This window comes from Pedococcus aerophilus (assembly GCF_039532215.1).
In the GTDB taxonomy this organism is placed as follows: Bacteria; Actinomycetota; Actinomycetes; order Actinomycetales; family Dermatophilaceae; genus Pedococcus; species Pedococcus aerophilus.
Genome location: NZ_BAAARN010000005.1, coordinates 103,912 through 126,798 on the forward strand (window position 1 = coordinate 103,912; position 22,887 = coordinate 126,798).

The following is a 22,887-nucleotide window of genomic DNA, read 5'->3' on the forward strand; positions in this document are numbered from 1 at the left end:
TCGTCTCCGGTCGTCGCCGGGGTCAGGCGCTCTTGGGGACGCGGACGATGAGGGCGTCGCCCTGGCCGCCGCCACCGCACAGCGCGGCCGCACCGACACCGCCACCGCGGCGCTGGAGCTCCAGCGCGAGGTGCAGGGCGATGCGCGCACCGGACATGCCGATCGGGTGGCCGAGGGCGATGGCGCCACCGTTGACGTTGACCTTGTCGACGTCGATGCCGAGCTCCTTGGCCGAGGCCAGGCCGACCGCGGCGAACGCCTCGTTGATCTCGACGAGGTCGAGGTCCGCGGGCGTGATGCCCTCGCGCTCGCAGGCCTTGGCGATGGCGCGAGCCGGCTGCTGCTGGAGCGTCGAGTCGGGGCCGGCGACCATGCCGTGCGCGCCGATCTCGGCGAGCCAGGTGAGCCCGAGCTCCTCCGCCCTGGCCTTGCTCATCACGACGACGGCAGCAGCGCCGTCGCTGATCTGACTGGCGGACCCGGCGGTGATGGTGCCGTCCTTGGAGAACGCCGGGCGCAGCTTGCCGAGCGAGTCGGTCGTCGTGTCGGCACGGATGCCCTCGTCGGACTTGAACTCGATCGGGTCGCCCTTGCGCTGCGGGATCGACACCGGCACGACCTCGTCGTCGAACAGGCCGTCCTTCCAGGCGCGGGCGGCGAGCTGGTGGCTGCGCGCGGAGAACTCGTCCTGCTGCTCGCGGGTGAACTCCTGCGAGCCGGTGTTGGCCTGCTCGGTGAGCAGCCCCATCGCCTGGTCGGTGAACGCGTCCCACAGGCCGTCGAAGGCCATGTGGTCGCGCATCGTCACGTCGCCGTACTTGTAGCCCTCGCGCGACTTCTCCAGCAGGTGCGGCGCGTTGGTCATCGACTCCTGGCCGCCCGCCACGACGACGTCGACCTCGCCGGCGCGGATCATCTGGTCGGCCATGGCGATGGCGTTGATGCCCGACAGGCAGACCTTGTTGATCGTCAGGGCCGGGACGTTCATCGGGATGCCGGCCTTGGCCGCAGCCTGGCGTGCGGGGATCTGCCCGGCGCCGGCCTGGAGCACCTGGCCCATGATCACGTAGTCGACCTGGTCGGGAGCGACGCCGGACTTGTCGAGCGCGCCCTTGATGGCGACGCCACCGAGGTCGGCCCCGCTGAAGCCCTTGAGCGAGCCGAGCAGGCGGCCCATGGGGGTGCGGGCCCCCGCGACGATGACGGAAACGGGACGGTCAGACATGGTTCAAGCCTCCAGCGCCATTGGTGTGGTTCACCGGGCACTCTAGTCGCGCGCCCGGGGCACGGGTCGGCCCGGGCGGGTGGCCCTGACCACACGCGGGTATGCCGCGTGGTGGGCTCTGCGCCCACCGCGCCGACCTCAGGTGGTGGCCGTCGCCGTGACCCGTTGTCCCTCGGGGCTGAGCACGCCCACCGAGATCCGCACCGCCCCCGTGAGCGGGATGAACGCCTCGTACGGAGCAGGGGCGCCGGGTCCCCGCCGGAGCCGGTTGCGCACCACGGCGATCTCACCGGTCCGGGGCAGTCCGTCGGAGGCCCACGGGATCTCGTCGAACGGGAACGTCCCCGTGAGCGTCCGGACGCGAGGCAGGAACGGCCCGACGGGTGGGAAGGGCAGTCCCCGTCGGAACCCTCCCCCGACGCCACCGGCACGCACGGGACCGCCGAGGCCACCGGGGAACCTCTCGCGGAACGGCGGTGGCCGGTCGGGCAGCACGACCGGTCCGAGGAGCTGGGAGGCGACCACCTCGAGCACGTAGGGCGGACGTCGTCTGGCGCTGGCGTTGGTCCGGATGCCGACGTGCACGCCGCGGCCGGCGATCGTGAAGACGTCGACGAGCTCGAGCGTCACGTCCGGGGGCGGCTCGACCCACCCCGGCACGGTGAGCTCTCGGGTCACCTCGCGGCCGAAGGGGTCGACCAGGCGCAGGAGCACGTCGACGGGGTCCGCGGCCACCGGGCGGGTGAACCACAGGGCGAGCGGCGACCGCCCCGCCACCCTGTCCCCCTGCTCGATGATCGGTGTCGTCGAGGCCGCAGCCGGCGGAGCGGTCAGTGGGGCCCTGGGGACCTCGGGCAGCGCGACGACCGCGACGCCCTCCGCCCCGGCCGTCCCGTCGAGGCGGTGGACGCCGGCGGGCAACCAGCGCGGCGGGGCGGTCGTCGCAGACCGGACGAGCACGCCCCGGTGGCCGCCGCCCCAGACCTCGGCGGTCAACGGCTCCAGCTCGGGCGCACCCGGCGGCACGACGAGCGGGACGACGTCGGACGCCACCGACGGGAGCCCCCGCTCCCCCTTCGCCGGCACGGTGTCCACCGGCACCGCCACGGCGCGCAGGAGCCAGGGGTCCCAGCGGCCGGGCAGCGTGCCGGTCCACGTGGCCGACCAGATCGGCTGTCCCAGCACGCGGTCGACGTCCGCCGGCGTCGGCACGGCCGTCACCGCCACCTCGGCGAACGCCGGACCCATCGTGGACACGTCGCGAGCAGCCTCCTCCGAGGTGGTCCGGTGCAACCGGAACCGTTGCACCGCAATGTCGCTCGCGGCATACAGGGTGATCGTGACGGTGCCGTCCGCGGCGACGGACGGACGTGCCAACGGTGGCGCGGGGCGGCGCAGCCGCGGCGCCATCACGGCCTGGAGGTGCTCGTGGGGGGTCCCGGAGTCGGGCCACGGGCTCTCCACCCCGGACCTCGTCATGGTGGTGACGAGGAAGAGGTGGATGTCGGTGGATCCCTTGGGCAGGGTGGCGTCGTACGTCCGGTCGGCGCCGTCGACCTCCTGGAACCTGCGGAAGGCGGCCCGGCGCTGGGTCGGGGTCATGGCGTCGTACGCCGTCCTGAGGTCCACCAGGCGCTGACCGGGCACCGTGGAGTCGGGCGCCCTGGGGGTGAGGCCCGCCCGCTGGCGCAGCGACGTCTCGTTGACCTCCCAGATGATGCAGGTCCGCACGTCGGCGCCGCCCGGCAGCGACCAGGCCACCCGCACGTGGCTGCAGCCCTGGGCGTCGAGGGTGCTGCCGAGCGGGACCCCGGGCAGCGGCGGCGGCGGGAGGGGGACGACCGGCACCGGGCTCGCCGCGCTGGTGCGCGCCGGGTGCGGCTCCCCCGGGGACCACGGGGTGGGGCTCGCCCCGACGAGCAGGTGCCGACGCGCCCACACCTGGACGCCCCAGCGCCCGGTGCTCCCGAAGTCGAGGGTGGGGACGTCGGCGACCACGGCGTAGCGACGCCCACCGTCGCCCTGGGCCGGGCCGGGGACGACGGTCTCCGTGCCGTCGGCGGACAGCGGTCGCACGGTGCAGCCGGACGGCACCGGGGTGTCGCCGACGAAGCCGAACCCGAGGTCGCGGCGGAAGCACCCGCCCGGGGTGACGGCGTCCGGCGACAGCCCTGCGGGCGGGGTCGCGGTGGGTGAGGACATCGGGAACCAGATGGCGACGAGGTCGACCTGGGTCGGGGTGCGCTCCTCCCACTCGACGGCGACCTCGGCCTTGAGGGTCGCAGGGCAGGACGGGGAGCCGGCGTACCGGGTGTCCAGGGCCACCGAGATGAGGCGGGTGGGTTGCGGCGCGGGTTCGTCGCCGTTCCAGGCGACGTCCTGCCACGGTGACCAGATGCCGTGCAGGTCGCTCACCGCGACGGCGTAGCCGAGGTGGCGTCCACCGCTGCCGATCGGGATCTCCTGCCCACCGTCGACGAGGGCGATGCGGTTGTTGCCCGTCCTGCCCTCGGGACCGTCCGGGGTGACGAGCAGGGGACGGTCGCCGCCGGCGTCGCGCCGCGGCAGCAGTGAGACCGCCGGGCCCGTGGTCAGGAGGTCGAACCGCGCGAGGGCGGACTCGGTCACCGGCGAGGTCGCGGCAGCCTTCGGCACGCGGTCCCAGGCGAGGCGGACCGACTCCCTCCACGGTGCGTCCGGTACGACCGGGCCGACGAGCCCGGCGCGTTCGGAGGTGAGCCCGGTGGGCGCCGGTACGACCAGGTGCGGCTCGGGGGCGGGTGCGTAGGCGGCGAACTCCGCTCCCCCGCGGTCGGGCGGAGCGAGGCGCGAGTACTTCGCGGTGACGAGGAAGTCGCAGCGACCGACCTGCACCTGGACGTCGTCCATCTGCTCCATCGTGTAGCTGGCCCCGAAACCGCAGGCGAGGTTGAGGAAGGGGTCGCTCAGCGCGGGGAGCATGAGCATCGGCCACGGCCCCGTGTCGGCGGTGGTGCCGAGCGAGGAGGTCCGGCCGTCCTGCTGCGGCGGGTCGACCGTGCGCGGACTCGTGACGGCGAACTGCTGGTACTCGCGGACGCTGGGGTCGTAGAGGGCGGGCAGCTCGGGGAACAGGTCGCGCCGGACCTCCTCGACGAGCAGCTTCGGGTCGGGGGCCTGCCACGGCGGCGCCGCCCGGCCCGCCTCGGTGACGGGTGCCCAGCCGATCGGCGGGCCGCCTCGCAGGAGGCGGTGGATCGCGGCGTCCACCGGCGGCATGAGCCGGTCCAGCGGCCCCTGGTCGGAGGTGTCGTACTCGAAGCCCGCGAGCGGCTGGTCCACCGGCAGCCCGACGAGCTCGAGCGGCACCCAGGCGTCGTCGTTGACGATCCGGTCGAGTGGGTCGACGGCGACGCGGATGTCGGTGCCGTTGACCACCTTCGCGTAGGTCGCCCCGGATGTGCGGACCTCGAGCGTGACCGGATCGGCATTGACCGGCCGCAGCGACGCCGCAGCGACCACGTGGTCGGGGTCGTCACCGGTGCGGAACAGCAGCACCGCGACCGGCTGGCCGGGGTCGAGGGGACGGCAGGTGACGACCACGCAGCCCGCCTCGACCGCGCCCCAGGTCACCAGCGGCACGGGGTCGGAGAAGACGAACGCCTTGGTGCGCTTCGGCGCGTCCTTGGGGCTGCGGGTCCAGACCGTGAAGGCGCCACGGGGCACACCGAGCCCGGGACCGCAGGCCCAGCTCAGGTGGATGTCCATGGAGCGCAGCTGGAGGAGGCGCTCGTCGAACGCGGGGCCCGCGCGGTCGACGTCGATGTGGCCGAGCCGGCGCAGGAGCGCTCGCTGACGTGCTGCCAGGGTCGCCCACGGCAGCCGGACGGCCTTGGCGCGGAACAACGACGAGTCGGACCGGCGTGCCATCAGAGCTCCTCCTCCCAGGGTGCGCGTTGCAGCGGGACGTCCACGGCCAGCGCCCGGCTCTCCGAGGCGTTCGCCAGGGCGTCGGCGGCGACGACGAGGTCGAGGGCGACCCGCTTGCCGCGCGCACCGGCGTCGAGCAGGACAACGGCTCGTCCGAGTCCGGGGCCGCGGATGATGCGGGTGATGCCGGCCGCGGGGAGCGAACCCGCCGGTGCCGCAGAGGTGCTCGCCCTGAGCGAGAGCCAGTCGGTCGGGCGTGCTGCCCACCAGTGGTGCGTGGGATCGACCGAGTCCACTGGTCCCTGGACCTTGGTCGGCATGAGCCTGTTCCGCCACAACGTCTCGCTGCACTCGACGAGGACGGCCAGTGGTGTCGGCACCGCGTCGGTCGACCACAGCACCTGGACCACGGGAGCCCCCGGGGTCTGCGGGACGGTGAGCCCGGCCGCCTGGAACGCCGTGTCGAGCTGGTCGCCGGTGGGGGCGTCCGGCAGGGCCGCCAGAGGGCCGATCGCAGGGACGACGGTATGGCGCCAACGCGCCTCCCGCAGCAACCCGGCCAGCTGCGCGACGGTGCCGAAGGCGCTGGTGGTGAAGCCGATCCGGTGCACGAGGGCCCGGGCACCGGCAGGGGCGCCTTTGGGCACGGCGTGGATGTCGATGAGGTAGTCGGTGAGCGGCTCGAGGTCGTAGGGCAGCTCCAGCACGTCGTGGTGGGTGCGTTCGCCGGAGAGGTCGATGCACTGCTGCCCCTGGCTCAGCACCTCGACGACAGCCTCCTCCCACGGGGTGGTCACGGCCAGCCCGCGTGCCTCCTTGAGGAACACCCCGTCGCGCTGGAGCGCCACGGCGAAGGCGCTCCCCGGCGCCCCTCCCCCGGGCGGCACCGGGTGCTTGCCGGAGGCGGCGAGGACGATGACGCGCAGCTCCTTGCCGTAGGCGTCGAACAGGGCGGTGACGTTCTGCGTCGCCAGGGCGATGCGGATCGGCTCGGCGCACAGGACGCCGACGTCGTCCATGCCCGGGGCCGTGGCGAGCAGCCACGGCGACAGGTCCTTGGGCGACTCGTCCTGGCCGTCGGCGGCGAACCGGTAGCTGTCGGTGTGGCCACCGTCCCACGTGGGCGCCACCGTCGGCTCGGCGTCCTGCTTGACCGAGGCAGCCTTCCAGTCGACGGTCACCGTGTAGGAGCGGCCGGGCACGAGCAGGGCGTGGTCGTCGGGGTCCTGGGCGAGCGCGGTGGAGATGGCCTCCTGCTCGCTGGTGACGACCGAGGTGTCCCACTCCCACCGTGTCGCCTCGCTCGTCACCACACCCGTCATGGCGACGAGGTGGAAGGCGGGCGGCTCCTGGTCCTTCGGGAACTGCGTTGCGTCCCAACCGATCTCGATCGTCGCGACGTCCCGCAGGTCGCGGGAGTGCACGAGGACTAGGGTCTGTCGCCACGTCGCCCGCGCGGCGGTGCGGGCCGCCACCTGCCCGGCCCGGCAGACCGGATCGGCCCACGGGCCGTCGCCGTCGACCCAGGTGGCGGGCAGCGGGTTGTCGGCGTCGACCCGGTCGTCGGAGGACAGCCCGCGCTCGTCGAGCACCTGGCCCTTGGCGTCGAGCCAGCGCACGACAAGGCGTTCGACGAAGATCTCCTCGGGGACGAGCAGCAGCAGGGTCACGTCGCCCGCGCCCCCGCCGGGGGCGATCCGCAGGGTGTCGCGCAGGTCGCCCGGGGTGAACCTGAGCCGGTCCCACGCCCGCTTCACGCGCTCCATGTCGGACTCCGTGCCGCGCGGGGCAGGCTGGTCCGAGTCGAGGACGGGCGAGCGGAGGATGCGCCCCTCGCAACCGAGCCCGGTCGACGCGGCCCGGCCGACCGCCATACCTGCTGCTCGTCCCCCGCCCACCCCGACGGCCAGCCCGAGCGCTGGGTCCCATCCCTGCATCAGCCGGGTGGCCTGCACGTCGCCGAGACTCGCTCCGTCGGCCAGGGCCGTGGCGACCTCGGTCCAGGCGCGCTCGTCCGTGGCCAGGGCACGGTGGGAGAACGTCGAGCCCGCGGTGGCGACCCAGCCCTTGAGGGGGTCGGGCTGCGGGCGGCCGGGTGCCTTCTCGCAGCAGCGCACCGAGTCGCCGACGACGACGGCCGGGCTCGTGCCCTGGAGCAGGTCGATCGCCGCGTCACCGGTCCGCCAGGCCTCCGTGACGTCGCAGTCGGCGTGCACCGGGCGCGTGCGCAGTGTGTCGGGCGGGTCGGGCCACGGGATGCCGGTGAGGTTCCAGCCGACGGTGCTGGCGCCGGGAGGCTTACCGTCGAACGTCCACAGCACCGAGGCCGGCGGCGCGGCAGGGTTGCAGGCGGTCCCCCACCGGTCGGTCACGCTCGTGGTCAGGGCCTCGCCGTAGGGCAGGGCCCGGCTGAACGGTGTCGGCAGCCAGTTGAGCAGGGCGAGGGCCGGGCCGGAGGACGGGTCCGCCGGTGAGGTCTGCTTCCACCACGAGCTCGGGGTCTTGCCGGCGGGCGCCGCCGGCTGGAGGTCGCCGGTGAGCGTGACCGAGGTGACCTGGTAGGTCCACCACCGGTCGCCCAGCCGCACCCACGGGCGGGCGCCGCTGTTGCCCAACGGCGTGCCGCCGAGGACGGGACCGGCGACGGAGGGGGCCGTGTTGAACAGCACCACCGGTATGGCGTCCAGCGGCACCGTGGGCGCGGCGCCGGCGACCCCGTCCCCCAGGGCGTCCGCCAGCTTGCCGTCGATCGAGCGTTGCCCGCCCGTCCCCTCGACGAGCGCAGGTGAGCGCGAGACGAGGCTGACACCCGCCACGAGCGGTGGCGGGGTGAGCGTCTCGCTCGGCTTGGAGCCGATGGTCAGCGACACGCAGCCCTTGACGCTGAAGAAGAAGAAGTCGACCTCGCCGCAGACCTCGCCGTGGACGTAGGTGATGTCGGGGCTGCTCGGGGTGGTGCGGCCGACGAGGACTTCGAGCTCGGCGCTGGCCCCGATGCTGATGATGAACAGGCGCAGCTCGCCCCTGACGTAGATCTTTCCGGCGAGGAAGAACGGGTCGAAGCCCAGGATCGCGTCGAAGCCGCCGGCGACCTCGAGGTAGAGCCCGATGCTCTTGCTGCCCATGAGGACGCAGCTGATGTGGAAACCCGTGGCGATGGCCATCCCGCCGGTGACCGGCGGCAGCACGGGGATGCTCGTGATGCCGTTGCCGTGGACCATGAGGTAGCCGCTGCCGGTGATGACGTCGAGCACCTGGACCGTCACGCGGTCCTCGTAGGACCCGAGGTCGACCAGCCAGTCCTGCGGGTTGCCGGTGTCGAAGAACGCCGTGACCGGCACCCGGATCTTCAGCAGGCTCTGGATCTCGTAGGCCGCGACGATGCCGAGGGTGATCGTCCCGCGTCCGAAGTCGATGTCCAGCACGGCGAGGAAGGTCGCGCTCTGGTTGGCGTCCTTGAGGACCGGAGGCATCTTGAGGACGTCGGCCTTCATCACGAGCAGCAGCCTCGGCCCCGGCACCTCGATGAGGACGATGCCCTTGAGGTTGACCACGAACCCGCCGTCCACGGTGCCGAGCAGCATGCCGGCGGCGAACGCGTAGGAGCCCGCGGTGTGGGTCCATCCGTCCGGGTGCATGACGTGGCCGCGCTGGAGCTGCGCCTGGAGCCAGTCGAGCGCTGGGACCGGCCGCGCTGCATACGGGGCCTCGTTGCGGGCGTAGTTGATGCCCACGCCGCCGAGGAAGCCGTAGATGCCCAGCCCCGAGTTCCCGAGCAGCAGCGGCACCGGCAGCTCGACCTCTGCACCGATGAGCACTCCGGTGACGCCGTCCCGGGTCTCGACGGCGAGGACGGCGCTGGCCCGCAGGTTGATCGGGGTGACGGTGAGGTCGAAGTAGCCCTTGAAGCCGAGCGGGGTGAACTCCAGGGATCCCCTGCCGTGCAACGTCCCCGGCACCTCGATGGAGGCCGCGAGCTTGGTGAGCGTCAGCTCGAACGGGCCGTCGATCCGTGCCCTGATCCGCACGGTCTCGACGGTGACGATGCCGAGGTCGAGCCCGAGGCCGACCTCCACCTCCATGTACGTGGGGTTGTCTCGGCTGACACGGAAGCCCAGGACGCGCAGCAGCTCGTCGAGCGGGGGGCTGGCGGTGAGGGCGCCGGCGGGGATGTCGAGGCTGTAGCCCCTGCTCGGGTCGAAGACGGGGACGGGCAGGTAGTCGACGTGGCTGGGGTTCGCAGGGTTGGGGGCGGTGTCCCACGAGGAGCGCACGCCGATCGCCTTGTACCGCGTGGTGACCGGGTGCTCGGGGTTGACCTTGACGATCGTCAGGTCGAACGTGAAGGTCACCTCGATGTCGAGCAGGATGCTCACGCTCGTGCCGCGCGGGTCGACCGTGGCAGACCCGTCCGGCGCGATGACCCCCTGGCTGACGACGAGCTCGCCGCCGCGCAGGATGAGCTTCTGGGTGTTGATGAGGCTGCTGGCGCCCAGGGCGATGCTGCCGAGGGAGACCAGCGCACCGGCGGCCGGGCTGAGCTCGGCGGCGGCCGAGCTCAGCGGAGCGAGGATGCTCAGTGCGCCGAGGACGTTGAGGGCGTTGGGGTTCGAGTGCGCGAAGTCCATCTGCGCGAGCCCGTCGAGGTCGGCCTCGGCAGCGCGGAACTCGGCGCTGACGAGCCACGAGTCGCGGTCCTCGGCGATCCGCAGCCGCACGAGGAACGTGCAGATCCCGTCGTTGGGGTTGCGGGTGCCCTGTCGGAGCGCGGGCTGGGAGTGCTGGCGCAGGGCCGTCTCTGCGGCGGTCTCGATGTCGAACTCGCCGTACACCTCCGCCCGGATGAAGGTGCTGCGCAACAGCTCGACGCGCACCCCGATCTTGCGGAAGCAGTCCGGGCGACCGCCGGTGGGTGGTGTCCGGTCGACCTCCCGGGCGGGTGGCCGCACGACGCGTTCGACCCTCGCGGTGATGGTCTCCTCGCCGTTGCCCGCGGTGGTGGCCCTCGCCCGCCACCAGACGCCACTGCCTGCCGCGGGTGGCGGTGTGGTCCCCTCGACCGAGGCCGTCTGGGCCTTGGCCTGGGTGAACCCCTCGGCGCTTCCCGCGGTGACGTTGGTGAATCCCTTGCTGCGCAACAGGTCCACCATCACGTCGCGGCGCCGCTCGCTGAGCTTGCGGTTGTACTCCGCGTCCGCGGGGGTGTCGTGCAGCGGACCCTCCCACGACGCATACCCCTTGACTGTCAGGGCCGTTCCCGCACCGATCTGGGCGATGACCGCCGGGGTGAGCGCCTGGGTCAGTGGCGTCGAGCTGCCGGCGTCGTCGCGGCTCGATGCCTGACCTGTGCGGACGTTGTCGGGGTTGGTCGCCCACGTGTGCAGCGCCCCGGTGATGGTCGGGTTGAACGGCTCCGGCTTGGCGAACCGGTAGTACGCGTCGATCACCTGTGGCTGCGTCGCGGGCAACGTGGCCGTGACGTCGACCCGCGCCCCGGCCGCGACCGGGACGTCGGCGGTCGTCGAGGGACCTGCCGAGCCGCCGGCCCACGACCAGTTCGCAGCGACGGGCGGGTCCGTGGTCAGGCGCACCATCGTCGCCGTGGAGGCTCCCAGCACCTCGCGTATGGCGTGCGGCCGGGTGTTCGTCGGCGTCACCTTGACCGTCGAGCTGCCGCCCGTGTCACTGGGATCGGTGCGCCGCATCGCACTCAGGCTGCGGGTGGTCGTGTTGCCCGCGCCGTCGGTCGCCGTGACGGTGATGGACAGGCTGCCTGCGGCGGGGACGGTGAGCTCGACGCGGTCGTCGGTGGTGACGGTGCCGTCGACGGTGATGCTGACGCTGATCGGCGCGAGGCCGCCGGCGGTGTCGACGAAGAGGGTCGCGTGCTCGGGCACCTGGGCCGCCCCGGTGCCGGGGTCGCCGATCCACTCCCCCGACGCAGTGCGGAAGCTCACCGTCATCGTCGGCGTCCCACCGCGGTTGACCACCTCGGCCTCGAAGACGCCGGTGACCCCGGCGTGGACCCCGAGGCCGATCCAGAGGTCGCGGACTCCTGCGCTGACGGCGACGCCCTGGAGACCGGTCGGGGCGACGAACAGCCGCGCCTCGGGCAGCCAGAAGCCCTGCCAGTCGGCAGGCATCGCCCGGGCCTGCGCCGGGACGCCGGGTCCGGCCGTCCCCGACAGGTCGAGCACCGCGGTCCGGAAGGCGAAGCCGACGACGTCCGAGGGGCCGACGAGGGCGTGCGGCGGGTTCATCGAGACGAACTCGTAGATGTGGTCGACGGGGGTGCCGCCCGTCTCTGCCGACAGTAGCTCGACGCCGACCGACTGGCCGGTGAGCTGCTTGGCGCGGATCCGCAGGGCGGGCAGGGTGAAGGTGACCGGCATGCCGTTGGCCCGCAGCTGGCCCTGGCCGTCGAGCTCGGCTCCGCGCAGGAACGGCAGTCGTACCAGCACGATCGGCACGCTCAGGGTGACTCGCCAGCCCCCGTCGCCGACCCCGCCGCTCTGGTGCAGCGCGAGCTGGACGCCGACGGTCGGGTCGGGGAACTCGATGGGTGTGGTGCTGGTCGTCCCGCCGTTGCCGAAGCCTCCCGACCCGGGGTCGAGCGTGATCGGTGTCGGCCAGGTCCCCGTGGCGGAGTAGGCGTGCCAGGTGCCGTCGTCGTCGGTCTGCAGCCCCTCGTCGGTGGCCGTCAGTCCCTGGAGCAGCGGGCGGACCTGGTCGAGGGCGCCGGAGCTCTGCGCTCCCGCGGGGAGCTCGTCCCAGAGCGACACGACACACCTCCCGGAGCGGGTGCGGGCACGACGGAGGACAGCCGGTCAGGGCGTCCGAGAAGAGGTCGGCCGCAGGTACCCCCTCGCAGCCAATCCCCAGCGAATGCAAGCCAATGGTGCTCTCTGCAGGTAACCAGCGGGCAGCGCTCCGGGTCAACGACCTGTCACAGAGCCGACACCCGTGCCATCCCATACGCCGACAATCCGGACGCCGGCCGACGCGCCGCGCTCGTGCTCGTGTCGCAGATCGTCACCGGCGCGCCCGACGGCCACGGGCGCGAGGTGCGGACGCTCCACCTCTCCCACCGTGCACTGTCGGGGCTACGTCATTGAACGCGCTGTGCGTTCAATGACGTAGCGTCCACACTCGCTCCCGCTGCCCTGCTCAGGTGCCGTGCCCCAGTGTCCTGCTCAGGTGCCCTGCCCCAGTGCCCTGCTCAGGCGCCGGCCACCCGCCTCGTGGTTGCTCTCACTGTCGGAGCTCGGCCCTGGCCCGCGACTCCACCGAGATGGTCACCGATCCACCCAGGGCATCGAGCAGTTCCCCGACGAGGGGCAGGTCGGCCTCGCCGGTCAACCGCACCACCGCGGTCCGGCCGTCGGGACTACCTGTGCCGTCGCTGACGGTCCAGGCGTTCATGCCCACGGGCAGCGGGCGTTCGGCGAGGTAGCGCTGGGCCGTGAGCGCGACGGTGGCGTCGTTCACGGGCACCGACTGCTCGATGCCTTCTTGGTACGCACCGAGGTCAAGGGAGTCGGCAGCATCGAGGGCAGCACCATCGGCGGCGTCGAGCAGGCGCATCCGTGACAGCTGGGCGGAGGTCACGGCGATGGTCCCGACGATCAGCAGGATGGCCACGACCGTGTAGCCGAGGACGAGGATGCCGACCTGACCGCCCTCGCCTCGTCGCAGCAGCGATCGCCGCGCTCGGGAGGCCGCTCGTGGGATCTCGCCCACCCACGGAGATCGTGGTGTCACGGGCCCGCCCGGAACCGGTCGACGACCGCGACGTGGCTCGCCGACACCGGCACCTCGAGCGGCACCAGGTCTCTCGCGAACGCCGGGACCAGTGGCAGCGGCACCGTCACGGTCGCCACCATCTCGATCCTGCCCTCTGGCCGAAGGCACGGCGTCCCGTCGCACTCCATCGTCAGCACTCCCTCGCCAGCGCGGAAACCTTGGTCCTCGAACGCGATCGAGGCAGCACCCAGCGCTCGCGGCTCGGCCGCCTCCACCGTCCTGGCCGTGACGAAACCTCGTGCCGCTTCACGCGCCGCAGCCGACGCGGCATACGCACCGGCTTGCAGGCGCGCCATCGTCATCACGAGGTAGATCAACGGCACGAGCATGAGCACCCCGAGGACGACGAACTCGACGACGGCACTTCCGCACTCGCCGTCGCGTCGCCGGAGCACGAGACGACACCAGAGGGCTGGCCGGCGCAGGCGCAGGATCACTGGGACTCCAGGAAGGCCCGGCCCACGACGTCGAGGCTCCGATCGGGTCCGAGCGGCCCGAGCACGGGCAGGGGCGCGCGCACCCGCACCGAGACGACCTGGACCCCGGCAGCCTGCGCGGTGCTCACGGTGACGTCGCCGGCGAAACGCGCAGACAGGGACGAGCTGATGAGCTCGCGTGTCCGCTCGGCTCCGTCCTCGGGACGAGCGCCGTCTCGAGCCCCGAGCCGAGCCCCCTCGGAGGCGCAGGAGATGAGGGTGTTGCGGACGTGCAGCGCCAGCCCGAGCTGGAACACGGCGAGGAACAGCAGGGTGACGAGCGCAGACACCATCGCGAAGTCGGCGACGGCCGCCCCCGACTCACCCGTCGGGCAGCGACGACCTCGCGCCGCGAGTCCGAGCCCTAGCCGTCCTCGCGCCGTCACCGGGCCACCACCCGCCGGCATCGCTCAGGGGCCGGAGACGGTGTTCATCGCGCGGCTGAACAGGGCGCGCAGCTGGTCGTCGGCCACGGTCCACAGCACGGCCACCAGCCCTGCCGTCATCAGGGTGATCATCACCCAGCCGGGGACGTCGCCTCGCTCGCCGCGTCGGACGGCGATATGGAGTGACAGCTGCGCGTGGGTCAGCGCCTTGGTGAGCACGGTCATGGTCGTACCTTTCGTCGAGCCATCAGAGGGAGAACCGGAGGAACGAGAAGCCGGGGTAGATCGCGAAGAGCACCGTGATGGGCAGCACGAGGAAGACGACGGGGATCATCATCGCGATCTCCTTCTTGCCACCGGCCTCCATCACCGCCCGTCGCCCGGTCTCGCGGACGTCCTGCGCCTGGGCCCGCAGCACATCGGCCAACGGGGTGCCTCGTTCGACGGCGATGATCATGCCGTCGACGAACCGGGCCAGGCTGATTAGGCCGGTGCGGTCGGCCAGACCCTGCAACGCCGTCGGGAGGTTGGCTCCGGCGCGCGCGTCGGCCAGGCACCGACCGAGCTCGTAGGACAGCTCACCGTGCGAGAGGCGACAGACCCGTTCGAGGGCACCGACCGCTCCCTCCCCGGCGCCGACGGCGAGGGCGAGCAGCTCGGCGATCGTGGGGAACTCGGCGAGCATCCGCTCCTCGCGACGGTTCGCCTCACGGCTGAGCCACTGGTCGCGGGCCACGACGCCGACACCGGCACCACAGAGGGTCACGATGACGGCGGGACCGACCGACCCGCCGTTGCCCAGCCACAGGCTGACGCCGAGCACGAGCCCTGCCACGAGCCCGGCGGCGCCCCAGAGCACCTGCTCGGCCCGGAACCGGTCCACGTCCGCCGGTCGTCCGGCGCGCAGCAGGCGGCGGCGCACGGACGCCGACCCACCCAGGACGCGCTCGATCCTGGCGGCCAGGTCAGCCACCAGCGGTCTCGCGAGCACCCCCAGCGCACCGGCCCCCGCGACCTGGCGGCCGGCGAGGAGCCGGGACGGGCGTGGGGCGTCACGCAGGTAGGGCAGCACGCGGTCGTCCAGGGTCGCCCTGCGACGGCGTGGCAGTCCGGCCCAGGTCAGCAGCAGCCCCAGCCCGAGGCCGAGTCCGATGGCCGCACCCGGCAGGGAGACGGACAGGCTGGTCACGACGCCGGTCACCGGAGCACCCGCTCATCCTCGGGGAGGCGCCCGATGTGGATCATGATGCGGTAGGCGGCCACCGAGACCGCGGCCCCCACGAGGAGGACCATCGCGCCCGTGGGGCTGGCGTAGGCCTGGATCGACTCGGGCCGGGTGCACAGCATCGCCAGCACGATCCACGGCGCCGCCACCGCGAGGCGTGCGGCGTTGACCGTCCACCCCTGACGGGTCTCGAGCTCGGCCCGGGTGCGACTGTCCTCACGCAGGAACGTGGACAGCGTCCGCAGGAGCCTGCCGAGGTCGCTGCCGCCGACCTCGCGCGCGATCCGCAGCGACTCGACGAGCCGGTCCCCCACCGGGTCGCTGAGCCGGACCTTGAGCAGGTCGAGGCTCTCGTGGAACCGGCCCGTGGTGCGATAGTCCTCCGCGAAGGCCCGGAACGCGGGGCGCAGCTCCTCGGGACCTCGACGGCCCAGCTGGCTCAGTGCCTCGGGCAGGGCGAGGCCGGCACGCACTGCCGAGGCGATGTTGTCGACCGCATCCGGCCACAGCTCCCGCAGGCTGGCCCGCCTGCGCCGTGCCCTCATCCGGACCAGCGCCAGGGGTGCGTACCCAGCCATTGCGGCGAAGCACAGCGCCACGGGGACGACGCCGGTCGTCGCAAGAACGATCAGGACCACGACGCCGAAGGCGATGAAGCAGGCACTGACCAGGCTGCGCGGACCGACGGAGTCGTATCCCGCCTGCACGAGCTCGTCGCGCAGGCGGTCCGACACCGTGACGCGCGGCGCGGCGTCGACCCGTGGAGCGGGCACCCACGCGGACCACCAGATGCAGAACAACCCGCACCCGAGCAGCAGCCCGACGAGCGTGCCGGTCGCACTTCCGCCCACGGCCGCGACGACGTCACCGAGTCCTCCCACGTCGTCGCCTCAGTCCTGCGCCAGCAGGGCCGCGACGTCGAACCCGGCCCGCCGGAAGCGCTCGGGGTGGGGCGGGAAGCCGTCGGCGCGACGAAGCACACCGTCGCGCTGCACGAACAGGTCGGCCGTCTCCACGACATCGGCCTCGACGCGTCCGGGGACGGCGACGATCTCGCGCACTCGACGCACCCCGTCGTGCTCGAGCGCCGCGTGGACGACGATGTCGATGGAACCCGCGACCGTCGGCACGACGAAGCGGCTGCCGACGTTCTCGCCGGCCAGCAACGGGAGCGTGCACATCTTGGTGATCGCCTCGCGGGCGCTGTTGGCGTGGATCGTGCACATGCCGGGCAACCCGCTGTTCAGGGCGATGAGGAGGTCCAGACTCTCCGCCTGGCGAACCTCGCCGACGATGATGCGGGAGGGCCGCATACGCAGCGCCTCCTTGACCAGGCGGCGCAGCGGTATCTCGCCTGTCCCCTCGAGACTCGGCTGGCGGCACTGCATCGACGCCACGTCACGCAGGGGGATCTTGAGCTCGAACACCTCCTCGCACGTCACCACCCGCTCCCTGGCGGGGATCGCGGCGCTGAGGCAGTTCAGCAGTGTCGTCTTGCCGGCCTGCGTCCCTCCGGCCACCAGGATGTTCAGGCCCGCGGCGACCGCGGCGCCGAGGAAGGTCGCGGCCTGCGGCGTCAGCGTGCCCAGGGCGACGAGGTCGTCGAGGTGGGAGGCGCGGACGACGAACTTGCGGATGTTGACGTTCCAGTGCGCGCGGGTGATGTCGGGGATGACGACGTGGAGGCGGGAACCGTCCGGCAGCACCGCGTCGACGAACGGGCTCGACAGGTCGACCCGACGGCCGCTGGTCTTGAGCATCCGCTCGACGAGGTCGCGGACGCTGTCCGACGTGAGGAACGTCGTGGTCAGCTCGGCCACACCGCCACGGGCGATGAAGACCTTGGTGGGCTCGTTGATCCAGATCTCCTCGACCTCGGGGTCGTCGAAGTACGGCTGGAGCGGCCCGAACCCGGCGACCGCGTCGATCACGGACTTCACCGCGTCCTCGACGTTCGGCAGGGTCGGTAGGCCACCGTGAAGGGAGCGTTCGTCGTAGTCGGCGACCGCGTCGCGGACGAGCCGGTCGAGCTCGCGGGTGTCCCGCGCAGGATCGAGACCGGAACGCCGGATGAGCTCGCGCACCTCCGACTCCACGGTCATGACCGCGTCCATCAACACCTCCCCCTTGACGTGTCCTCCGGTCTCGCTGGCCCCCCGGCCACCGGCGCGAGCCCGGTTCGTCTGCCGCATACTAGGACGAACCACACGTTCTCGTCCTCGCGAATCCACAGGTGTGGACAGCCCGTCGGCCAGCAGGCACCCCCGACCTAGCGTGCGCAGGATGCGACTGCAACTGACCGTCACGCACCGCGCGTCCTCACCCGGAGCCCCACCCGGTCCGACGACCACCGAGGTGGAGGTGGATGCTCCCGAGGGCACCACAGCCGCTGAGCTGAGCAACGCCCTGGTGGCCCACCTCGGGGGCGAGAGCCGTTCCGCCACGGGCCCCGTCGACAGCTCCGCCCCCGTGCTCCACGTCTCCGGCGAGGCCATCGACCCGGCGGCCCGCCTGGGAGCTCCCCCGCTGCTCACGGGCGCGTCCTTGACACTGCTCCCACGAAACCTGTTGCACGACAGCACCTCTCGCACCGAAGGGGCTCGACGCAGCACCATGCTGCTCGCGGTGACGCACGGCCCGGACTGCGGGCGTTCGGTGGACCTGCGGTCAGGGTCGCTGACGGTCGGGCGTTCCGAGGAAGCCGACCTGTGCCTCGACGACCCCGGGCTGTCCCGCCTGCACGCCAAGCTCCGGGTGGAGGCGGACGGGGTGACGCTCCAGGACCTCGGTTCCACGAACGGCACCACCGTGGACGGCCTCACCGTGGGCCACGACCCCGTACCGGTCACCACCACGAGCCGCATCCAGGTGGGAGCGACCACACTGGCCCTGCGTCCCGCCGGTGCCGTCCCCGCCGCCACGTCGGCCACCTGGCTCGGAACGCTCGCCGTGAACCGTCGGCCACGGATCCTCGAGCCGCACCGTCCAACCACGGTCACCCTCCCCACGCCCCCGACCCCACCGCGCCGCACCCGGGTGCCCTGGCTGGCGGTGCTGCTCCCGCTGCCGGTCGCAGCGGCTCTCGCACTGTTCCTGGGACCGACGATGCTCGCCTTCGCCCTCATGGGCCCGGTGCTCATGGTCGGCTCCGTCCTGAGCGACCGGTGGGGAGCGCGTCGGACGTATGCGGCCGAGCTGGTCTCGCACGAGGCCGCTGTCCTCGTGGCGCGCGAGCGCGTCGCGGCGGCCTGCCGCGAGGAGCACCAGTTCCGGGTGCGCGCCGCGCCCGACCCTGCCACGGTCCTGGCGGTGGCCGGTGGCCCCACCGATCGGCTGTGGGAACGGCGGCACGACGACCCCGACGCTTTCTCCGTCTCGATCGGGCGGTGCCGTCGGGACGCCTCGGTCCGACTCGTGCACCCAGCGGCCTCGGGCCTCGAGGACCGGCCGCAGCTGTCCGATGCCCCATGCACCCTCGCCCTTCCCGAGGTCGGCGTGCTCGGCGTGTGCGGAGACCCCGTGGCGGTCACCCGCTCGGTGCGGTCGTTGCTCGGTCAGCTCGTCACCACGCACTCCCCCGCGGACCTGCGGGTCGTCGCACTGGCCGACACCACGGACCACCTTGATCGTTGGCGGTGGCTGGATCGGGTCCCGCACTGCCACAACGGGTTCCACGACCGGGGTGACTCGTCCCGGGCATCGTCCATCCACCCGGGACGCCTCGCGCTCGACCGCGACGACGCCGCCGTCCTCTCGACCGCGGGCGGCCTGGCTGCCCTGGTTCGCGACCGCCTCGACGACCGTCCCGGCAGCCGATGGGACGGTCCGGTCACCGCGGTGCTGCTCGACGGCGCCGCCGCCTTCCGCGCCGTCCCGGACCTGGCGGTGGTCCTCGCCGACGGCGCCAGGGCGGGCGTCGTGTGCCTCGCCCTCGGTGCAGACCGGTCCGAGCTCCCCCACGAGGCGGGCGCGGTGCTGGACCTGGCGCGGCCCGGTACCCCGTCGCTCTCGGCGCCGGGGCACCAGCACGAGGACCTGGTCGTGGACGGTGTGGGCGCTGCGTGGACCGAGCGGCTGGGACGGGCCCTCGCGCCGCTCCGGGACGCAACCCCCTCCCAAGGTGCCGCAGCACTCCCCGGTCGCGCCGGCCTGCTGGGTCTCCCGGGCTGTCCGTCGGAGCACGTCGACCGCCCCGGCGGGTCGCCGAGCAGCGAGAGCGCCGGGTCCGACGTCGCCGCAGCCTGGACCCGGACGCCGCACTCCACCCTTGTGCCGCTCGGGGTGTGCAGCACCGGCACCTTCTGGGTCGACCTGGCGCAGGACGGCCCCCACCTGCTCGTGGGTGGGACCACGGGAGCAGGCAAGTCCGAGCTCCTGCGGACGCTGGTCGCGGCCCTCGCCCTGCACAACAGCCCGGAGCACCTGTCGTTCGTGCTCGTGGACTACAAGGGTGGAGCCGCCTTCCGCGACTGCTCGGACCTGCCCCACGTGACCGGGGTCGTCACCGACCTCGACGACCAGCTGGCCTCGCGGGCACTCACCTCGCTGATGGCGGAGGTGACGCGGCGCGAGCGTCTACTGCGCGACGCCGGTGTCACGGAATTCGTTGCCTACCAATGCAGTTCGGCTGGAACGGGCTCACCGCTGGCGCGCCTCGTCGTCGTGGTCGACGAGTTCCGCGCCCTCGCCGAGGAGCTTCCCAGGTTCGTCGACGGCCTGGTCCACCTCGCCGCCGTGGGTCGGTCGCTCGGGATCCACCTGGTCCTGGCGACCCAGCGCCCAGCAGGGGTGGTGACTGCCGACATCAAGGCCAACGTCAACCTGCGCATCGCCTTGCGCATGCGAGACCGGATCGACTCGGAGGACGTCATCGACAGTCCCGTGGCCGCGTCGATCTCGCCCTCGACCCCCGGTCGCGCCCACGCCCGCGTCGGAGGCTCGCCCCTGCTGGAGTTCCAGGCCGCCCACGTCGGATCCTTGCTCCGCGGAGGACCCCGAGACGGGGTCCGCATCACGACGATCGACGACGGGTCGGAGATCGTGGAGAGAAAGCGGTCGGACTTCCGCACACCCGATGGTTTCGAGCCCACCGAGCCGACCGAGCTGCGCGCCATCGTCGAGGCGACCGCCGGGGCAGCAGCACTCCTGGGCATCGAGCCCGCACCCAAGGCCTGGCTGCCTCCCCTTCCCGATGTCGTGGACCACGCGTCCCTGGCCGTTCCCCCGGACGACCTGACCGCCCACCTCGGGATCGTGGACGTCCCGGAGGAGCAGCGCCAGCACCCCCTCGTCCTCGACCTGCGGGCCAGGGGCCACTGGGCGGTCGTGGGCGCCCCGGGCACTGGCCGGTCGAGTGCGTTGACGACCGTGGCCCGATCGCTGTGCGCCCGTCGCGCCAGCGACGCCCTGCACGTGTACGCCGTCAGTGGGGGTGGACTCGAGACCCTCGCCTCGCTGCCCCACGTGGGGGCCAGCACGAGCTGGTCCGACCCGCAGCGGGTGGAACGACTGGTCCGACGACTGGCCTCGGAGGTCTCCGACCGGCGCAGCGCCCTGGCCCGCCGCGGCCTCACGACGATGACCCAGTGGTGGGAGTCGGCAGACTCGGTCACCGCCCCGCCGCCCATCCTGCTGCTCGTCGACGACTGGGACCTGGCCGCCGGCCGACACGACGACCTGGCCCTGGCCTCCCTCGTCGACCAGATCCTGACCCTGCTGCGCGAGGGTGAGCCGGTCGGCCTGACCGGGGTGCTGGCCGGGGACCGGTCGCTGCTGCTCGGTCGGGCCGGGGCGGCGGTCAGCCGCCGGGTGGTCCTCCGGCTGGCAGACCCTTCCGACGCGGTGCTGCTCGGACTGACTCCCCGTGCCGTCGGGGTGCTCCAGCACAGTGGACGTGGGCTGACGTCGGACGGCCGGTACGTCCAGCTGGCCCTGCCTCCGGAGCCTGACCTGACGCACCACGCTCCACCTGCCGACGACCGCCAGGGGCCACTGCGGATCGAGCCCCTTCCGGTGTTGGTGCGGTCCGACGACCTGGCGCAGGACCTCGGCGACCGTACCGGGGTGGCCCTGGGTGTCGGTGGCGACGAAGCCATGACCCTGACACTCGACCCGGGACGGGACGGGCGACGTTGGCTGGTCGTGGGAGGGGCCTCCTCCGGCGTGTCGACCACCGTGCTGCTCATCGCCGGCCACCTGCTCGCAGTCGGGCGACCGGTCGCCGTCGTCGCTCCGCGCGGAGGCCCGCTCGAGGAGCTCCGCGGCCACCCGGGGATCGCCTGTTGGCACGACGGGTCGTCGTCAGCCGGCCTGGTCCGGGCTCGGCAGGAGCACCCCGAGCTCGCCGTCGTGGTCGACGACGCCGAGCAGCTCCTCGACGACCCCGTGGAGCCCGTCGTCAAGGAGATCTCGCACCTCGTCGACCGTGACGACGGCCTCCTCGTGGTGGGCGCGAACGCCACCGCGCTGTCGTCCCAGTACCGCGGCGTCGCCGTCGAGATCGCCCGCCACCGAACCGGGGTCCTGCTGGGACCTCGCTCGGGCGTCGAGCGAGACCTGTTCGCGCTCAAGATCCCGCTCGAGCGCGACGCGCTGGCAGGCCGTGGCCAGCTGGTTCGCCGCGGGCTCGGGACACCGATCCAGGTCGCCCTGCCCACCGCCACCAATGGCGTGGCCGCCGCTACCAGCGGCGTGGTCGCAGCGGTCGCTGCCCCTCCACCCGCGGGGTAGCGTCGCGGCCATGACCCTCGCTCCGTCCCTCGCCGACCTCGGCGACGAGAAGTTCGTGTCCCTGACGACGTTCCGCAGGACCGGGGTGGGCGTCGCCACCCCCGTGTGGATCGGTCGGGACGGCGACACCCTCGTCGTGACGACGCCGACCGGCAGCGGCAAGGTCAAGCGGCTGCGCAACGACAACCGGGTCGAGCTGCGCCCCTGCTCGCGCCGCGGAGCCGTCGAGGACGGCGCTCCCACCGTGACGGCCGTCGCCGAGGTGGTCGAGGGGTCCGACGCGATGCGCCGACTCGACGCCGTGCTGAAGCCCAAGTACGGCATCGAGTACCGCATCGTCATGATGATCGAGAAGATCATGCGGCGCGGTCACACCGACCGGGTCATGCTCCGGATCACCTCGGACTGAGGCCGCACCAAACCGGAGCGCAGGAGTCCTGGCTCAGGAGGCAGGAGCGCAGGAGCCTTGGCTCAGGAGTCCTGGAGGTCCGGGTCCTGCAGGTCGGCGGTGTCGGCCCGAACAGCCGAGACGATGCCGAGCACCGCGACCGCGGCGAGCACCACCGCGACGACCCCTCGGCCGGCCTGGAACAGGCTCCACGAGACCGGGAGCAGCAGCAGGTTCCAGACGACGGTGGGCGAGTTCGGCCAGTTGTCCCCGCGCCACCAGCCCCGGGCCAACGCGCCGATGCCGACGGCGAACAGCAGGATCAGCAGCGCCGACATCACCACGAGCACGGCGTCGTCGCTCGCGCCCTGCGTGAGCTCCCACAGGTAGAACACGACGAAGCCCAGCAGGGCCAGCGCCTCCACCGCGGACACCGCTGCGGCAAGGTCGCGCCAGATGTCACGAGCACCCGTCGGGGCGCCGCCGTCAGCGTTCGGCTGGGAGGCGGAGGAGCTGGGCAGGCCGGGCTGGTCGGTCACCCCCACAGGCTAGTTCCGCCCCGATCTGTCTCACGGGTTGGGCGGCACCCCGCCCATGCATCCACCAGCGCAAGGAGGGCGCCATACCGGCGCAACGACGGCAATGTGACCAAAACCTCACCGTTACACGGCAGTTACTTCCGCCCAAGGGTGCCCAAACCGCTCGTCATCTGTGACGCTGGAACAGAAACGTGAGACAGCCCGTTG

The 22,887-nt window shown here is 72.6% G+C and carries 13 protein-coding genes; 2 read left to right on the forward strand and 11 right to left on the reverse strand.

All coding sequences use genetic code 11. The annotated features are described in order from the left end of the window. Nucleotides 1–22 precede the first annotated feature (22 nt). The 10 genes from ABD286_RS17140 to ABD286_RS17185 form a co-directional block, all read right to left on the reverse strand. Nucleotides 23–1,225: an acetyl-CoA C-acetyltransferase gene (locus ABD286_RS17140; RefSeq protein ID WP_344195710.1), complete on the reverse strand. Its 1,203-nt coding sequence runs from the start codon at nt 1,223–1,225 to the stop codon at nt 23–25. Nucleotides 1,226–1,363: 138 nt separating this feature from the next. Continuing rightward, nucleotides 1,364–5,134, reverse strand: a complete 3,771-nt coding sequence (locus ABD286_RS17145; protein ID WP_344195712.1) for a hypothetical protein — start codon at nt 5,132–5,134, stop codon at nt 1,364–1,366. Next, entirely contained in the window at nt 5,134–11,916 is a 6,783-nt protein-coding gene (locus ABD286_RS17150; RefSeq protein ID WP_344195714.1) for a hypothetical protein, read from the reverse strand. The genes ABD286_RS17145 and ABD286_RS17150 overlap by 1 nt, the downstream gene beginning before the upstream one ends. Before the next feature lie 469 nt (nt 11,917–12,385). Further along, the gene (locus tag ABD286_RS17155) at nt 12,386–12,874 is read right to left on the reverse strand and encodes a pilus assembly protein TadG-related protein (RefSeq protein ID WP_344195716.1); all 489 of its coding nucleotides are present in this window, start codon (nt 12,872–12,874) and stop codon (nt 12,386–12,388) included. 17 nt (nt 12,875–12,891) lie between these two features. Beyond that, complete coding sequence (locus ABD286_RS17160; RefSeq protein ID WP_344195718.1) at nt 12,892–13,332, reverse strand: pilus assembly protein; 441 nt, start codon at nt 13,330–13,332, stop codon at nt 12,892–12,894. 38 nt (nt 13,333–13,370) lie between these two features. Next, nucleotides 13,371–13,799: a TadE/TadG family type IV pilus assembly protein gene (locus ABD286_RS17165; protein ID WP_344195720.1), complete on the reverse strand. Its 429-nt coding sequence runs from the start codon at nt 13,797–13,799 to the stop codon at nt 13,371–13,373. Nucleotides 13,800–13,823: 24 nt separating this feature from the next. Then, a complete protein-coding gene (locus tag ABD286_RS17170; RefSeq protein WP_344195722.1) occupies nt 13,824–14,024 on the reverse strand; it encodes a hypothetical protein in 201 nt (66 codons plus the stop codon). Between the two features lie 22 nt (nt 14,025–14,046). Further along, nucleotides 14,047–15,000 carry a type II secretion system F family protein gene (locus tag ABD286_RS17175; protein WP_344195724.1) on the reverse strand — a complete coding sequence of 318 codons (954 nt, stop codon included), beginning with the start codon at nt 14,998–15,000 and terminating at the stop codon, nt 14,047–14,049. After that, nucleotides 14,997–15,905, reverse strand: coding sequence for a type II secretion system F family protein (locus ABD286_RS17180; RefSeq protein WP_344195726.1), 909 nt, complete (start codon nt 15,903–15,905; stop codon nt 14,997–14,999). The genes ABD286_RS17175 and ABD286_RS17180 overlap by 4 nt, the downstream gene beginning before the upstream one ends. A gap of 9 nt (nt 15,906–15,914) precedes the next feature. Beyond that, nucleotides 15,915–17,138: a TadA family conjugal transfer-associated ATPase gene (locus ABD286_RS17185; RefSeq protein WP_344195728.1), complete on the reverse strand. Its 1,224-nt coding sequence runs from the start codon at nt 17,136–17,138 to the stop codon at nt 15,915–15,917. A gap of 169 nt (nt 17,139–17,307) precedes the next feature. Between ABD286_RS17185 and ABD286_RS17190 the strand changes: the two genes are divergently transcribed. Together ABD286_RS17190 and ABD286_RS17195 are read left to right on the forward strand one after the other, a co-directional pair. Then, the gene (locus tag ABD286_RS17190; protein WP_344195730.1) at nt 17,308–21,753 is read left to right on the forward strand and encodes a type VII secretion EssC family protein; all 4,446 of its coding nucleotides are present in this window, start codon (nt 17,308–17,310) and stop codon (nt 21,751–21,753) included. Between the two features lie 10 nt (nt 21,754–21,763). Beyond that, nucleotides 21,764–22,162, forward strand: coding sequence for a PPOX class F420-dependent oxidoreductase (locus tag ABD286_RS17195; RefSeq protein WP_344195732.1), 399 nt, complete (start codon nt 21,764–21,766; stop codon nt 22,160–22,162). 62 nt (nt 22,163–22,224) lie between these two features. Here the strand turns inward: ABD286_RS17195 and ABD286_RS17200 are convergent, their stop codons facing one another. Then, complete coding sequence (locus tag ABD286_RS17200; protein WP_344195734.1) at nt 22,225–22,680, reverse strand: hypothetical protein; 456 nt, start codon at nt 22,678–22,680, stop codon at nt 22,225–22,227. Nucleotides 22,681–22,887: the final 207 nt, after the last annotated feature.

Bases quoted from the DNA above. Each gene is read 5' to 3' on its own strand.
- ABD286_RS17195 (WP_344195732.1), top strand. From the start codon at position 21,764: ATGACCCTCGCTCCGTCCCTCGCCGACCTCGGCGACGAGAAGTTCGTG.
- ABD286_RS17170 (WP_344195722.1), bottom strand. From the start codon at position 14,024: ATGACCGTGCTCACCAAGGCGCTGACCCACGCGCAGCTGTCACTCCAT.
- ABD286_RS17185 (WP_344195728.1), bottom strand. From the start codon at position 17,138: ATGGACGCGGTCATGACCGTGGAGTCGGAGGTGCGCGAGCTCATCCGG.
- ABD286_RS17140 (WP_344195710.1), bottom strand. From the start codon at position 1,225: ATGTCTGACCGTCCCGTTTCCGTCATCGTCGCGGGGGCCCGCACCCCC.
- ABD286_RS17145 (WP_344195712.1), bottom strand. From the start codon at position 5,134: ATGGCACGCCGGTCCGACTCGTCGTTGTTCCGCGCCAAGGCCGTCCGG.
- ABD286_RS17190 (WP_344195730.1), top strand. From the start codon at position 17,308: ATGCGACTGCAACTGACCGTCACGCACCGCGCGTCCTCACCCGGAGCC.